This is a genomic window from Gilliamella sp. W8136, assembly GCF_016101285.1.
Taxonomy (GTDB): Bacteria; Pseudomonadota; Gammaproteobacteria; order Enterobacterales; family Orbaceae; genus Gilliamella; species Gilliamella apicola_N.
The window spans coordinates 37,442-55,073 of record NZ_JACFQU010000014.1 but is presented as its reverse complement, the minus strand read 5'-3'; the positions used below and the strand labels follow the sequence as shown (position 1 = coordinate 55,073).

The 17,632-nt window shown below is 29.1% G+C and carries 9 protein-coding genes; 6 read left to right on the top strand and 3 right to left on the bottom strand.

Going from position 1 to position 17,632, the window contains the following annotated elements; genetic code table 11:
* Positions 1 to 231 precede the first annotated feature (231 nt).
* Together rtcR and H3T96_RS10375 are read left to right on the top strand one after the other, a co-directional pair.
* A complete protein-coding gene (gene rtcR, locus H3T96_RS10380) occupies positions 232 to 1,851 on the top strand; it encodes an RNA repair transcriptional activator RtcR (protein ID WP_144092505.1) in 1,620 nt (539 codons plus the stop codon).
* Between the two features lie 146 nt (positions 1,852 to 1,997).
* Positions 1,998 to 3,395, top strand: a complete 1,398-nt coding sequence (locus tag H3T96_RS10375; RefSeq protein WP_144092507.1) for an RtcB family protein — start codon at positions 1,998 to 2,000, stop codon at positions 3,393 to 3,395.
* 132 nt (positions 3,396 to 3,527) lie between these two features.
* On the opposite strand, the gene ggt is transcribed toward H3T96_RS10375, so the two are convergent.
* Complete coding sequence (ggt, locus tag H3T96_RS10370) at positions 3,528 to 5,273, bottom strand: gamma-glutamyltransferase (RefSeq protein WP_186279263.1); 1,746 nt, start codon at positions 5,271 to 5,273, stop codon at positions 3,528 to 3,530.
* A 438-nt stretch (positions 5,274 to 5,711) separates the two neighbouring features.
* On the opposite strand from ggt, the gene H3T96_RS10365 reads away from it, so the two are divergent.
* From H3T96_RS10365 to H3T96_RS10355, 3 genes are all read left to right on the top strand, one after another.
* Positions 5,712 to 7,736 carry a DEAD/DEAH box helicase gene (locus H3T96_RS10365; protein WP_144092510.1) on the top strand — a complete coding sequence of 675 codons (2,025 nt, stop codon included), beginning with the start codon at positions 5,712 to 5,714 and terminating at the stop codon, positions 7,734 to 7,736.
* 2 nt (positions 7,737 to 7,738) lie between these two features.
* Positions 7,739 to 8,344, top strand: a complete 606-nt coding sequence (locus H3T96_RS10360; RefSeq protein ID WP_144092512.1) for a hypothetical protein — start codon at positions 7,739 to 7,741, stop codon at positions 8,342 to 8,344.
* Positions 8,345 to 9,159: 815 nt separating this feature from the next.
* Positions 9,160 to 13,182, top strand: a complete 4,023-nt coding sequence (locus tag H3T96_RS10355) for a hypothetical protein (protein ID WP_144092514.1) — start codon at positions 9,160 to 9,162, stop codon at positions 13,180 to 13,182.
* A 349-nt stretch (positions 13,183 to 13,531) separates the two neighbouring features.
* Here H3T96_RS10355 and H3T96_RS10350 read toward each other — a convergent pair whose 3' ends face one another.
* Together H3T96_RS10350 and H3T96_RS10345 are read right to left on the bottom strand one after the other, a co-directional pair.
* The gene (locus tag H3T96_RS10350; RefSeq protein WP_086326721.1) at positions 13,532 to 14,371 is read right to left on the bottom strand and encodes a helix-turn-helix domain-containing protein; all 840 of its coding nucleotides are present in this window, start codon (positions 14,369 to 14,371) and stop codon (positions 13,532 to 13,534) included.
* Between the two features lie 482 nt (positions 14,372 to 14,853).
* Positions 14,854 to 15,630: a hypothetical protein gene (locus H3T96_RS10345; RefSeq protein WP_143422812.1), complete on the bottom strand. Its 777-nt coding sequence runs from the start codon at positions 15,628 to 15,630 to the stop codon at positions 14,854 to 14,856.
* A 1,362-nt stretch (positions 15,631 to 16,992) separates the two neighbouring features.
* Here H3T96_RS10345 and H3T96_RS10340 point away from each other — a divergent pair.
* Entirely contained in the window at positions 16,993 to 17,451 is a 459-nt protein-coding gene (locus tag H3T96_RS10340) for a hypothetical protein (RefSeq protein WP_144092516.1), read from the top strand.
* The last annotated feature ends 181 nt before the right edge of the window (positions 17,452 to 17,632 follow it).

The following is a 17,632-nucleotide window of genomic DNA, read 5'->3' as shown; positions in this document are numbered from 1 at the left end:
GACTTAATTATTAAATTTAAACCATCTCAACATATCTGAATATGCTTGCTTAGGTATGATTAATATTGCGAAAAGCGTGCCAATAAATGAAAAACCATAACAGTTATTTTTTAATTATCTGTTTTTAAACAAAATAAATAATTTTTTTAAATAAAGATAAAAATTATCATAGTATTTTTAATACACATTTTTTATAATTTTATATATTGATTTATAAAAATATATAAAACCATGAAAAAGAATGTCGTATTTGGATTTTTAGGGAATGTATTAGATCAACGTGGTAAAGGAAAACGGCGTTGGAAGAATTGGCGACCGACTATTGATTTATGTCATCAATCCGATATGCCTGTTACTCGATTAGAACTGCTCTATTATCCGAACGATTATGATCTACTTTGTACAATCGTTAAAGATATTAAGATTTTATCGCCTCATACTGAAGTAAACCCCATTGAGGTAAACATTAATGATCCATGGGATTTTGAACAAGTTTATACATTCCTTTTTGATATTTCGAAAAACTACACATTTAATTCAGAACAAGAAGAGTATTATTTGCATATTACAACAGGTACCCATGTTGCGCAGATTTGTTGGTTTTTACTGGCAGAATCCCGCTATTTTCCGGCTAAATTATTACAAATGTCTCCTCCGAAAAAAGAGCCACTGACCGAAAATAATGAAATTGAGCAAAACGATCTGATTGCGCTTACCCCTTGCGGGATAATAAGTATTATTGATTTAAATTTAAATCGTTACGATAAAATCCTAACCCGTTTTCAGCAATATGCTCAGCAAGCGACCGAGCTGTTAAAATCGGGCATCGCAACTCGTAACCGACAATTTAATCAGCTTATTGCCGAAATCGAACAAGTGGCGAGCCGTTCTCATGCGCCTATTTTATTATGTGGACCAACGGGCGCGGGTAAATCATTTTTGGCAAAACAGATTTATTTGCTCAAACAAACCAATCATCAAATCAAAGGACAATTTGTTGAAATCAATTGCGCTACTCTACGCGGTGATAGTGCAATGTCAACCTTGTTTGGTCATGTTAAAGGCTCCTTTACGGGAGCAAATCTTGCGCGCACTGGATTACTTAAAAATGCCGATGGTGGCTTACTGTTTTTAGATGAAATTGGCGAACTGGGACTTGATGAGCAAGCGATGTTATTAAAAGCCATTGAAGAAAAACAATTTTACCCGTTTGGTAGCGACAAACCGATACACAGTGATTTTCAATTAATCGCCGGTACCAATAAAGATCTTAAATCAGCGATTACCAATGGTGAATTTCGTGAAGATCTGTTTGCTCGAATCAATTTGTGGAGTTATCAACTGCCGGGCTTAGTGGATAGAAAAGAAGATATTGAACCCAATATTGATTTTGAATTGGCGCGCTATGCCAAAGAATATGGCATTATGCCACGCTTTAATCAACAGTCACGCCAAGCTTATCTTAAATTCGCTACCTCACCACAAGCCTTATGGCAAGGTAACTTTCGTGAATTAAACAGCTCAATTATTCGCATGGCAACCTTAGCGCCGCAAGCGAACATTACCGTTGAACAGGTCGAACAAGAAATTAAACGCCTAAGTCAAAATTGGACTTCTACACAAAATAGTTATGATGACCTGATACCTAATGAAATTGATGAATTTGACCGTTATCAACTGGAAAAAGTGATCGAAATCTGCCAAAAAAGTAGTAGTTTATCAGAAGCAGGCCGACAATTATTTGCCATATCCCGAACCAAAAAACAACGCAGTAACGATGCTGATCGCTTAAAAAAATATTTAGCTAAATTTGGTCTGAGTTGGGAAAGAATACACAGTAAGAACGGATAATCTAATAAAAAATAATTTATCAGTTTACATTTTAATAAACTTTGGTCTAGAATACGCCCACTTTCCTGAATAGTGCTGCTGCAGGAAACAGTAATTATCCTCTCAAATTGAGAGGACGGTATTTTATTGTTTTCTAGGTGGCTATTATGTCTACATTTACCCGTTTACAAAAACGTTTATCCCGATGTGGGATTGAAACTCATTTTAATAATGATATCTATACATTTAATAAACAAGATATTACAGCACAAGTACTGTTACCCAATCCGTTACCTTTAGAAGAAAAAGCGGTTGAACAGTTACTTGATTTTGCATCGGTAACAATGCCCAATAGTGACGGCAAAGTTTGCGCTGCAAGGGCTACACCGGACTTTCATCCCGGTGCGATTGCACCAGTTGGAAGTATCGTTGCCACTACCCCTAATTTAATTATTCCTGCGGCGATAGGCACGGATATTAATTGTGGTATGCGCCTGTTTACTACAGGTTTAAGCCTTAATGAGGTGACTGAACAAAAATCAAAACTCATTGAACAATTAAAACAGGTGTTATTGCATGATGAGCGCGATGTACCGGTTACACCCACATCTTTTCAAGCGCTCTTTGATGAAGGTCTTACCGCTTGGTTGGGAACTTTACCGCAACAAGGTTTATGGAAGAGTGTCAATTTTGATCGGCTAACGTATGAGATTAGTAAAATTTCTGGCAATGATCTTCTTTCAGCCGATAGCCAGTATGCTCCCGAAGCCTTTTTTGAAAAACGAGCGATTATTCGTCCGTCAAGTTTAGGCACAGTCGGTTCAGGTAACCATTTTGTTGAATTACAAATTGTTGATGAAATTATTGATCGCCATGTCGCTTATCAATTAGGTTTAAAGAAAAATGCTATTGTGGTTATGATCCATACCGGATCACGTGATGTCGGTTTTTATATTGGCAAGCGTTGGCAAGATAAAGCCAAAGCATTATGGCCTGCTGATCAAAAATATCCTAAATCAGGTTTATTTGCTTTGACTGACAATCATGCTCAAGAGTATTTGCAAGCGATGGGGGTTGCAGCTCGTTATGCTTGGATAAATCGCATTGTGATCACAGAGCTGGTGCGTAAAACCTTTAACACACTCTTTAAGCAGGATGCGAGTCAATTATTAGTCGATATATCACACAATGTTATTTTTCCTGAAAATGGTATGAATATTCATCGTAAAGGCGCAACACCCGCACACTTAGGTGAAATCGCTTTAATACCCGGATCTATGGGTGATTATTCTTATGTTGCAATCGGAAAAGGTCATCCTGATTGGTTATGGTCTTGCTCGCATGGCGCAGGACGAGCAGAAAAAAGGCAAACGATGCGCAGTAAGAAATTGGCTTCAGATAACTCTTTATTGCCATGGCAATGCGTAACTTTAAAACAAGAGCGACTATTTGAGGAAGCGCCTGCTGCATATAAACCTATTACGCCCGTCATTCAAGCGCAAGAAAACGCTGGATTAATCCAAACCGCCGTTAAACTTAAACCTTGGATAACGTTTAAAGTATGATGTAAAAAAGATTTCAGTTTCTTTAAAAAATTGGAATCTCTATAGAGAGTAAATAAAGATAATGGCTGATGTCATTATCTTTATTATTTTAGTTCTAGCATTTCTGATTTGATCTATTATTTTAATCAATCATTAATAACCCGCAGCTAAACCATCACCACGAGGATCGGTTGCACCCATTAATCGATGATTATCGGCATCAATTAAAATTGCACCTGCATGCCCCATGGTATCGGTATAATCATCAACGACTTTCACATTATGTCCACGCGATTTAAGAGTATCAATAATATTCTTAGCGACTCGTCCTTCTATTTTAAGATCATTGGATGATGCTCCCCAAGTTCGCCCATGTAACCATCTTGGTGCATTAATGGCATCTTGAGGAGACAAATTAAAATCGACAATTCGCGTAACGATGGCAGCTTGAGTTTGTGGCTGCCCTTCTCCTCCCATAGTGCCATAGACCAGATACGGTGCACCCTCTTTAAATAACATGGCTGGATTTAAGGTATGAAAGGTTCGTTTATTCGGCTCTAAACGATTAATATGATTAGGATCGAGTGAAAAAAAGCTCCCTCTGTTTTGCAGTAAAATTCCGGTATCTTTGGCGACAATTCCTGAACCAAAATCATGATAAATACTTTGAATGATAGAAACCGCATTCCCTTGTGCATCAACAACGCCAAACCAAACCGTATCCCCTTTTGGATCTAATGGCTTAATATCGATACGTGCAGTTTGCATATCAATTTGTTTAGCTTGCTGTTGACCATGCTGAGAGGATAATAAAAACTCAAGTGGGATCGGGTTAAAATCAGGATCCGTCAAATATTTATCACGATCGACAAACGCTTGCTTGGTCGCCTCAATGATTAAATGATAATAATCAGCACTGCCTTCGCCTAATGATTTAATATCAAAATTATTTAATATATTAAGAATCTCTAAAGAAGCCATCCCTTGTGTATTAGGAGGCAAATTATAAGCCGTATACTGTCGATAATTAACATGAATAGGAGAAACCCATGTTGCTTTATGGTTAGCAAAATCCTCTAAGGTCAACACTCCGCCATGACGCTTTAAATCATCAACAATTTTGTGAGCAATATTGCCACGATAAAATACCGTTGCACCGTCATTGGCAATAGACTTTAATGAAGTTGCTAAATCAGGTTGTTTGAGAATTTCGCCGATTTGATAGACTTCACCACCTTTTTTTAGAAATACTCTTTTAAACTCATCAAAACGTTTAAGATCGCGAAACTCTTTATCTTTAGTATCAATATTGACTGTAGACCAATAATTTAAACTTGGTGAAACGGCAAATCCATGTTCAGCATAATTGATTGCCGAATCAAACAACTTATTCCACGGTAAAGAATTATTCATGCTTTTTGATGCATACTGATAGGCTTCATCCCAACCAGAAACCACGCCAGGGACGGTATTAGCAGCTAAATAACCACGCGACGGAATTTTATCTAACCCTTGTTGCTTATAAAATGCAATCGTCGCCATACTACCCGATCGCCCGCTGGCGTTTAATCCCTTAATTTCTTTGGTTTTTGAGTTATAAATTATCCAAAAATTATCACCGCCAATAGTATTCATTTGTGGATAAACAACTGCTAATGTCGATGCAACCGCAATAGCAGCATCAACCGCATTACCACCTTGATGTAACACATCAAGACCTGCTTGAGTTGCTAAATAATTTGGCGAAGTCACCATAACATGGGTAGTGATTGGATTAAGACATCGAGAAGGCGTCTCACAATATTTACCTGTTTCTGAAAAAGGCAACGGTTCCGCCTGACACAAACCACTCACGAGCAACATACTTAATAACAGCTTAACTTTATATTTCTTTTCCATTTTAACCATCCCTCATCTATTAATGATAACTAAGGAATGCATTTTTTATGCCAATTTGATATTTTATGGCCAATATTACTGATAATTGCTGCTATTTTTACTATTGAAATAATTAAAAGTTATTAGCGATAATCTATTTGATCAATGAAATGACAAAAATTATTTGGTAATTATATGAAATCAACAATATTTGATTCTGAAATATAATTTAAATTATATGAAGTGTTGTGTTTATATATAAAATATTTTATCAAATATAAATTTATTAATAACTTTAAAAAATCGTGATATAACTCACAAATACAATTGATATATATTTAATAATTCATTTATTTTTATAAGATGTTATTTTCTTATATTTAGTAAAAATATTTATTTATCAAGTTTAATCATTGTCTTTTTTTCGAAATTAAAACATGATAAAAAAAGGAATGTTATATGACTACAAGTTTTTTCTTTTTACAAATTGATAAAAACGATAGTAATGCGAATTTTCTAGATAAATTGGAAAAGTATTCTTTTGATAACAAAAAGCAAGTTTATATTATTAATAAACCATTGGGTGATACAAAGTATAATTACGAATATAAAGAAGCCTTTTTATTATTAGCACCAAATTATAAATTAATATTTGTGCAACTAGGTAAAAATAAATGTGATTTTGACAGATTTGTAGAAGATTTTATTGAAGATTTAGGCTCAATATCAGATAAATATAGGTATAAAGATATTATTGGTCGTCCACGAATATGGAGAAAAGATCTTATCGCTGAAGTTCATATAACAGATTATATAAATAACATTGAGAATCTATTTGATGAAAATAGATTATTGACTGGGGAACTGAAAAAAAAATGTGAACTGCTTATCTCTCTTCTAACTGGTAGTATAAATGATATAGATAAAGTAAAAGGAGATATTCCAGATAATATTTTAGATAAAATTAAACAAAAAATACAATTGTTTGATGGAGATCAAACAAGATTTGTTTATCAAAAAACAGATCAGAAAAGGATTACTATCCAAGGATTGTCAGGAACCGGGAAAACAGAACTTTTATTACATAAACTTAAAGATATCTACACTTCATCACAAGATGCTAAAGTCGCTTTTACTTGCCATAATAAAATATTAGCTGATAGTTTGAGAAAAAGGATACCTGAATTTTTTAATTTTATGAAAGTAGATGAACAGATAGAATGGAATGAACGTTTATTATGTGTTAATGCATGGGGATCCAAATACGATCCATTTTCTGGGATATATCGATATATTTGCGAAAAATACAATTTGAATTTTAATTCTTATAGTTTTCATACTTCATTTGATTTTGTTTGTAAAAAAGCTCTAGAAGAAATAAAAAAATTAGGTGAAGATAATTATATATTTGATTATATGTTAATTGATGAAAGTCAAGATTTTCAAGAATCATTTTTTGAATTAAGTGAATTAGTCACAAAGAACACGGTTTATATCGCTGGTGATATATTTCAAAGTATTTTTGATGATTCAATTATTTCGGAAATACAACCAGACTTTCTATTAAGCAAATGTTATCGAACAGATCCTAAAACTCTAATGTTCGCACATGCATTGGGGATGGGATTATTTGAATCTCCAAAATTAAGATGGCTTGAAGATAATGAATGGAAAGCATGTGGTTATGAATTAAAAAAATTAACAAATGGAGCAGAAAAGTACCAACTTTCAAGAGAACCGTTAAGGCGATTTGAAGATTTAAATCAATTAAATTTTAGTAGTATTGAGTTAGTTCAAACAAGCAAAGCGTTAGAGGAAAATGCCGAAAAAAAAATAGTTGAAATTATTAGAGATATTAAAAGAGAAAATCCTACAGTTATAGCCGATGACATTGGCATAATATTTATGGATGATAATAATAATTCCTATTTATCGATAGATAAACTAAGCGTTTCAATTCCAAGAGAATTTAGTTGGAAAGTTAATAAAGCTCATGAAAGTAAAGAAAAAATAAAAGATACGTTGTTTATAAGTAATAAAAATAATGTTAAAGGATTAGAATTCCCATTTGTTATATGTGTAACTAAAAAGATTCATAATAATCCAAGTTATCGGAACACACTTTATATGGTGCTTACTCGTTCATTTTTAAGATCTTATCTTTTAATATCTCAAGATTGTAATGAAGAATTAGCAAAAACTCTTCAACAAGAATTAAAAAACATTAATGAAACATCAACATTATTAATCACTCCACCTACAGAAGATGAAAAAAAAGCTATTGTTACAGCATTCAACTATGATGAGAAAAAAGTTTCGTTTTATGATTTTGTATATAATATTTTTGACGACCTTGAAGTTATGCCTATTTTCAGACCAGGTTTATTTAAAGTAATAATAACCCTTATAGGGGAAACATTTGATGATAAATTAATTATACAAATAATAAATAAAAATTATGACTTTATAAATAATAAGAAATAATCATGAAAAAGAAAGAATTTATTTTAGATCATTATCAAATAGATGATTTTTTCAAACCAATAAGATCTAAGCGGGATGTAATTATACTTTTAATGAAAAGTATCAAATTAATGCTTATTGGTGATATAACACCAATAAAGGAGCATTCGGGTCACATGTATTTGATTGTATCAAAAATGTCACGTCTTTTTTACGTAAAAAAAGATAAATACTTTACTATTGGTTTCCCATTTAAAGTTATTAATAATGAAAATAGGTTAGAATTCTATTCTAGCTTTAATGAACTAAAAATTGATAATCAAATTACTTCTAATGTATTAGCTCTGTTTCCAAATAAAATATTTGATTTAGAAATCTTTTTTGAAGACTTATATTGTCAATCAGAATCATTGAGAGTTTTAATAACTAGTCTAATTACTTATGAAGACGGTTATATTCGTTATGATTGTGATCCTGAAAGAAAAAATGGAAGATTACATCCTTTAAATCACTATGATTTATTTTATTCCTCTAACACAACTTTTAAACTGGGATTAAATAAATCATTAGATATAGAAAAAATGATAGATTGTTTATCTATAGAAACTGAATGTCATTTTATTGAATAAATTATTAATTAATATGTTTATATAAAAATATTTCATAATAGCTAGATAAAAGAATTTTAAAAAAGTAATTTAAATATGACATTATTAAATTGTATAACTTACTAATTATACCAAAACTCAAAGACGACCAATTGTTTATCTTTAATAATAAATTAACTTAGTCCAAAAAATATCATTTGATATTCTTTTTTAATTTATTATTGCTATAAATAACTTTGATATTTACTTTTTCATCATTACAAGGAATTACTACTCAACAATTTTAGTTTTAATGAAAGATATATTTTTCAATATGTTATTTTTTAAAATTATCTTTTCGAATGTTTATAATATTTCTAATAAACAATTCTAAACTAATGGCATTTTTGTATCACAAAAAACACCCAAGCTCCTCCAAAACTATTCCTCTAAAATTGCAGACAAGCCGATATTTCGAAAAACTTTAATTTTAAACTGTTTTAACAATTTAAAATAAAACGGTATAGACTCCTGAATAATTTTTACAAATTGTGGAGTTTAAATAGTAAAAGAGAGAAGAGTTGAGTTTAAAGATGAAAATTATACTAAACCAAACAAAAGGCTAAATGATTATTGCTAGAACTTATAATAACTAAAAGATGCGTAAATAAAAAATATCAGTAATATTATCGGTTTTGGTTAATCACTGCTCAGTATAAATAAAAATATGTTATATTACTTTTTAAATGATTTTATAAGATGTTAAAGCTAACATAATAAAATATTTCTAAATTAAAATAATAATACGTTTTATAAATGAAATGATTGAATGAAAAAATTATTGCAAGGAATGGAGAATGGTAGATAATCAAAATGGAGCAAAGCAATTAGCTCAAGCACAAGAAAATATCACCTTTGAAAAACTCACGCCAACGACTCTTTCGTCTGATGAAATGATAGGTTATAACGAAGCGCTCGATTTCATATTCAAAGAAGAGGATTTGCTGAACATTGCTATTAGTGGACCTTATGCTTCAGGAAAAAGCAGTGTAATTAAAACTTACGAAGAAAAGCATCATAAAAACCTTAAAGGTATTCATATTTCACTTTCTTATTTTTCACCTAATCTAAAGTCAAAAATAAAAAACAAAAACCCAGATAATGAATTCACTTTTAATGATGAATTAATGTTAGAAAGAAAGATTATTAACCAACTTATTCATCAAATCGAGCCAAAGCAAATTCCATACACAGATTTTAAAGTTAAAGCTGAGCCAAACAACTGGATTAATAAAGTTTGGGCTGGCATTATTGCTTTGTTTTTTTGTTGTTTTATTTTCAAGGGTACAACATTATTTAACAAAATTTTTGTTGAGCATACTTTGATACTTATCGGTTTGTCATTTACACTGTTTACATTTATTTCTTATAAAGCTCTCGATCTTCAAAATAGAAAAAATCTTATTAGAAAACTAAAAATTTTTGAGAGTGAGCTTGATATATCATCAGAATGTGATGTTTCTTACTTTGATAAATATTTGGATGAAATTATTTATATCTTACGTAAATCAAAATTAGATTTTATCGTTTTTGAAGATATCGACCGCTATGATGATAATTTAATACTCAGTAAATTAAGAGAATTAAATTATATTTATAATAAAAGACAAAAAAATAATAAGAAAAAACTATTTAAATTTATTTATAAATCATTTGAATTTATTTGCAAACCATTTAAATTTATTTGTAATAAAATACAGAAAAATCATAAGGAAAAGGAAAAACAAAAGAAAAAGGGGAAACAAATCAAATTTATCTATCTAATTAAAGATGAAATTTTTGATTCAAAGGAACGTACAAAGTTTTTTGATTACATTTTACCTATCGTCCCCGTTATGGATAACTCCAATTCATTAGGAAAAATGGAAGATCTATTTAAAAGTAAAAATATTTATAGTGATTTTTCAATATCTTTTTTAGATACTTTATCATTATATTTAGATGATATTAGGCTCATTAAAAATATTTGTAACGAATATATCATTTATAAGAAAAAATTACCCCATCAAGCCAGTTGGTTTAAAAAAGAAAACCTATTAGCCATTATTGTTTATAAAAATATTTTTCCAGAAGATTATTCTTTAACTCGCTTGGGGTTAGGGCAAGGTGTTGTTCATCGAATTATTGAATCACTAATAAAACAAAGAAATTCTATTTATCAAACTCAAATTGAACAATTAGATAAGGCAATTCAATCCAAAAAAGACATAATCAAAATGAAAGAAACGAATCATTTGGAAAATGTTGATGAGTTAAAGGCTTTATATATTAAATTTCCATCCGAAATTTATTCCGTTAACTATCAATTTGATGATGGGACAAAAATTTCTGTTTTAAATAGAATAGAATTGATTTCTAGTTTGATAAAAAATAACTATAAAATCAATAATTATTATAATGAAATTGATTGCAGACAATATTTTAATGATCTTGAGAAAAATAGTGAATATAAAAACAGGCGAGAAAAACTTGAAATTATTCTAGAAAATGAAAAATCAACACTTTTAGCAGAAATTAGAGAATTAGAAAAAGAAAAATTACAATTAAAATCACCTAATAAAATTTCTGAAGTTATTAAGATTAAGCAAGATAATAATACTACTATAGAAACTTTGTTTAAAGATCATATTTACGACCAGATAACCGATACAGAAGAGAAAATAGAGCATAAACAATATAAATCTGAATATGAAAAATTAGAATCTTCATGTTATTTCCAGCTTTTACGCACACTGATTATTCAAGGCTATATTGATGAAAATTATAATGATTATACGAGCTTCTATGATGAACAAGGGTTACCGCAAAATGATACGCTATTTTTGCGTAATATTAACGAGCGAATACTAAATGACTGGCAGCTTGAATTAAAAAAACCTGAGATAGTACTAAAAAGATTAAATTCCTATAATTCAAGTAAGTTTAACGAGCCGGCTGTGTTAAATTTCTCCTTACTTGATCATATTTTAGCGACTAACAAAACAAGGGATTTATTTCAATTTATCAATTTATTTAAATCAAATCGTGAAGTTGATTTTGTTAATGAATATTTAGCAAGATACTTTACTTTATTGATAAATAATAATATAAAATATAAAACAGAACATTTGTGTTTATTTATAAAAAAATTAAATATTCGATTTGGGAATATATGGTCACTTCTTAATATATTTGACCCAAGACTCTATGTTTATCTTTCGTTTATTCATAATCAACTAATAGAATTAGAAAAAATGCATGGATTGGTTGCTCTAAAAGAGTTTATTGAAGAGCGAAATGATTTTTTATGTATTGATGAAGAATGGAATACGATTTTTCAACTACTTGATGAAACAAAGGATTATTTAAGCAAAATAACCGATGCTCTCGCAATAATGGAAATTAAATTCAAACAAATTGAGCATTCAACCCCAGAACTCTTAGCATTAGTTGAAGCAAACAATCACTATGAATTAAACTATGTTAATGTAAAACATATATTAGAAAACAAATATAATCTAACCAATTTCGATTCTCAAATTATACAAACCCTATTGACATTAGGTGATAATGCGCCAGTTAATACTTATTTTCAAAATAATCCTGCACCACTAGTCTCATCCATTGCTAAATCAGATATCCCAATAATTGATGATAATGAGGATACCGTATTATTTATTCTGAATCATGATGCAATATCTTTATCTGTTAAAATAGCTTATATAGATAAAATTTCATTAACCATTAAATTATTGGAACAAGTAACCGATAAAGGTGTTTGGAATATACTACTTGAAAAGCAAAAAATAGAATATTCAGCAGAGAATATTGTCCACTATTTCTTTAATTATAAATTGGAAAAAGAAAATAATAAGGATAGAAAAATCAATGATCAATTAGCCAATTTTATTAATAGTAGTAATAAAAATATATCGTCACAACAGGCTGATTTAGAAAAATTAATATCAGATGAAGATGATCTAAATTTATTCTTTAGACAAATAATCCTTAATACTAAATTAAATCCTGATAAATACAGTATGTTAATTTCATGGTTTAATGGTAGATATTATCCAAACTTCGATTATAAAGAGCTTAGTAAAGAAAATATATCAATTCTGATTCAGCTTAAAACTATTGGTTTAGGCGAGGAACAAGATTTAGATTTTATAAGAGAAAATTATCCAGATAATATTCAAGAATTGATTATCCATAATTTTAACGACTATATTAACAAGCTAAATAAAGATTCTTCGTTAATAAATGATGAAGAAATCATAAGTCTTCTATCAGAAGAAATAAGCTTAAATAAGAAATTTTCATTATTAGCTTTAACAAAAGAATCAATTTCGATTAATAATAAAAATTATCCGACAAAATTACAAAACTATATTTTAGAAAATAACTTTGATGTTAGTGATCTCACTTATATAACCAATCATCAATTTTATGATTCTACTACTGATGAAATAAAACAAATAATCAAGCAGTTGTGCGTTGAATATCAGGAAGAAATTTTAGAATTTAGAAAAATTTCTTATAGTTTATTAATCGAATTACTAAAAATTACAGAGTTTTCACTAGACGATAAATATAGTTTGTTATGTAACCAAATAAATCAGTTAAATATTGAAGAAACCTATCAAGCATTTAAAATCTTAGAACAAGATCCCACAAATCAAAGTCTTTTTTCAAATCTATTTATATTTAAAAGACCAAGTTTTGATGATACCACCTTAAATCAAAAAATAATGGAAGAACTGAATCTAAAATGGAAATTAAAATATGAAATAAAAGAAGATAAAATTATGGGTTATGGACAGAAGTTAATTGAAATTTAAATTATTAGCAATCTAAATTTATACATAACATACTAACTAATTTAAATTTTTTTATTTATTATTATTTGGATAAATACACTTTGCAATAGCCCACCACTAATACCACAAGGTGGGAAACTTGTTTATTTATGGATTTAGATTAGTTAGTTATAAGATTATTAATAATAGTTAATCAAAAAAGCGGATGTTTGTTGAAACGTATTCTTAAAAAGCTTTCGTTTTAAATTCTTTTAACAATTTAAAATGAAACGGTATAGACTCCTGAATAATTTTTACAAGAATGTAGATTAAAAGATAGATATTTAATGTATGTAATTAGAATCTTATTCTTTTCATCTTAAATAAAGAGTTATCCTAATATTGGTATAATTTTAAACTCTTCTTGAAAGTGATCATTGTTAAAGCAATCTATTGAGGTTATCTCATTACTTTTGTCTTCAGGCATTAACGCCCGTTTAAGTTCTGATGGTCTTAATCCAAAACTTGATAAGCAAGTTCGGCTGAAATGTGCAACGTCGGCAAATCCCTTATCATTAGCCAATGTTGTTAGGTTTGATTTTGACTCAAGATTATTAGTGGCATCTCGTAGCCTTTTCCATAAAAGATAACCCCGAAAATTAATACCTAATTTAGCGCGAAATATGTGTAAAAAATGACTTTCGGAAAGATGAACTTTTGCAGCCAGTTCTTTTGAAGAAATAAGTTTAATCGGTAAGGTGGAAATTATCGATGTCGCCTTAACAATTCGATTATCTTGTTGATAACTGTACTCTGTTTTAGAGCCGTGCAACAAATTAGCAATATGCTGAATATCGAATAAGCACTTATTTTTGACAGAATGAATAAAATATTGTGCAAGAATTAAAGATTGTTTTTTAGATATCAGATAAACAGGGTTAACTTTAGTAAAGTCAGATAATAAATTAAAAAATGGTGCTTCAGGCTCAACTAAAAAATTGATAACGCAAGTTTTGTTGGTATTCAATTTATGAGGAATATTAGATCGAATAATAAAACCAAATCCATGATGATTTTCATCATCGGTTTCAAGGGTGATTAGAATATCATGTAATGATATGGTCAATTGTAAACAAGGATGGCTATGTTTATCAGTTATGGTGTTGTGAAAGAAATACAAATTTGCTGTACTTTGTTCATATAATTTAATCAATGAATTATCAGGTAACAAATTAAATACCCCCTTAAATAACTTGGCTTAAATACTGTTTATAAAAAATTCACTCGTTGTAAATTTGACGTATATTCATCAATATTCTGTATAAATTGCCAACACAATATCAGAAAAAACAGTTTAAGTTAATTTAATTATTTTTAATTGATGAACTTGCAAACCACACAAGCCTGATTAAACATACAAAGATGATACCGTATAACCAAATGCTCGTTGTCATAACTGTGGTTGAATAACTAGCGTGTCAATATGCAGTATAAAGGCCAAACTAATGCAAATTGAAAAAAACATTATAAATAATATAGAAGTGCAGAGATAATTACGGGATATATCTCAATTTTAGGGGATTTAGATTTTTAAATTTGAAAAAGTATTACAAAATATGAAACAAAAATTGCTTTAAATAAGTTATATCGTAGCTATAACCTAAATGCTCGAAAAACGAGTTATATCGATATCTATTTAAGAGTAACCTTTAATCATGTCATACTTAAAGCAATTTCCCTTGTCACCTTACCTTCACCAGCACAGAACTCGCAATCATTAGAGGTTATTCCGCCACATTTTCCGCAAGTAAAAATTTCAAATTCAGATAGGTCTATTTTTTGATTCTCAGGCGTGCTCCCCATATTATGGCATATAGGGCAATCTTGAAAGTTTAAACGTCCAATACCATTACAAAGTTGGCATGTCGTTAATGTTGGGATATCTTCAAGAGAATTAATATACGATAACGTTTTAGATTGAACTTCATCAATAATAGAAATTTTTCTATCAAAAAAACTAAAAATTGCTTTTTCTATTTCAATAAAAGATTCTGTCACAATATCTTTTGTTATCCGTAATAAATTAACATGCTCTTTAATTAATATTTGAATATCTCTTTTTCTATCAGAAAGTAGCCTATCTGGCGTGAAATGAGAAGGATGTCCATCATATTCAATTCCCAATGAGTCTATAAATATTTCCTTATTATTAATAATTCGGTGAATCGTTAATACAAAATCAATAGACCAATCTTGACTTTTAGGATTTATATTTTCAACTTTATAGTGAGGCCTTATATAAACAGCATGACCTTTATAAAAAGTTTTAAACCGAATATCATTCGTAGTGTTTCCTTTTTCCTCAACTAAGCTTATATAGTCAAAAATCGTCATTATACGAACTAAAAAATACACTTCTTCAAATGAAGCTCTCTTCGTTTTTTTTAAGTTAATTACCGCTTCTGTACATCGTCCAGGAATTTTTTTCATAAAAGTATTAAGATACTTTTGTTCGTTATTACTCAAATAGTGTTTAGTCATAAATATCAATCTAAAATTTAATTTATATTGATAATGAAATATACATCGAAAAATCTTAGTTATAAAATGTTAAAAATCAACAACATAAATTGCAGTAAATAATATATAGAAATTAATTATTAATTTCATCTTCTATTGCCATTAAATTTTCGTAAGCTGATTGATTTCTGTTATTTATTTTATTATCAATATAAACGCTAAGTTTTCAGAAAAATTGTAGTGAAGTATCTTATATCACCTATTTCAAGGACAAGGTCATTTTCTATTTGTTTTAATTCCAATTGTTGAAAATGATCCATGATATCTCGCATTTTATTTAATTAACGGATAAATGGTATATAGGTGTTTTTATTAATATCAACATACAATCCTAAGCTTTCAATCTGTTTTTTTATTTATAGATAGCTTGTTGAACGCTGGGTTGTTCAAGTAGTGGAGTTTCTATAAGCAATGCATTATTAATTGCCAATTTATTCTTAACAATATCTAAATCATTTGTTGTTGCAATGGCAACGTCTTACCGTGCATGGTCAATTTCTTCTTGTGAAATCATTTTGTGTGACCAAAGACCTTCTCTACGTTGCAAATCTTGTTTTAGCTAAACAATTATTTGTATAGCTAAAATTATTTTCCGCATCAACAGATTCCAAGTTAGCAATCACATCATTTTACAGAAAAATTTCCAATACCAAATAAATACACATGTTAAAAATAGTAATTTCTTTTGACGTATTGATTGAGAAAAAATCAAATCAAAGACCACAGTATAAAACAAAAAAATAAGAAAGTCTTGAATAAAGTAGCTAAATTAGTGCTAAATATTTTATTTAGCTAATAATATTTAAATAAGTAAAATTTATTAACATCTGTTCTAGGCTTGACGGGGTAAATTATTGAATAATAAGCAGTAAAATAGAATATAAAAATTTTTTGTTTTAAATTCTTTTAACGATTTAAGATGAAACGGCATAGACTCCTGAATAATTTTTACAAAAATCAGAGAAAATCCATCCACTTTAAATATAAGAAAAACATAGTACCCAAAAATCATATTATTTTTATTAATAGATAAATTTCTACTCAAAGAAAATAAAAGTATTAGACATTGTTTTGTAGATGATGACAGGATATATAACTTATATATTAATAAAAAAGTATATTATTTCATTATTCCTTTATGCTATTTTAAAGGATAGGAATTGAATCACTAAATTGTTATTAGATTAATCAATTAGATGACTTTTCCAATCAAACCTTTAAACAATTAGTGTTACAGCGGATTAATGTTTTACCAAAAGAAGATAAATTAATATGGGGCATCATAAAGAACTTATTGATGTAATACTAGGAATGGTAAATAGCTTTAACAGCCGAAATAATGATTTACAGGGATACTGGGCATTAGGTGTATTATATCGATTTGCAAAATATAACAATGTTCAATCATTAAAATTTGATTTATTAAATCAGATTATTGAACCTGAAGAAGCAAATTTTTATCAAATTATATCTGAATATCACTCAAAACTTGACCGCTTATTAAATAAGAAAAAAATGAATTTGAATTGTTTGCAAAGTGCAATAATTACAATTGATTTTGGTCTTTATACAAAGCATCACAAAAAGATTAAATATCCTATTGGTGATCCTTATGTGATTACAGGTAGACTAATTGATGATCGTGGAAAAATATTTGAATCAATAATATACGGAAAATGTAGGTCACATAATCCAACACAAGAACAACAAAGCGGGCGAATTGTTCAATAATAGATTAGAGTTTATGTTATTTATTCACTTAACACATAGATCTAATCGATCAGGTCAACCCAAATTATCGGCTTAATTAACTACAGCTAAATGTTATTAAAATATGCTAAATAATTTTCCGATTTTATAAAACGATAAGATAATTATCAAACTGACTAAGCATAACAAACACTATTGAAGA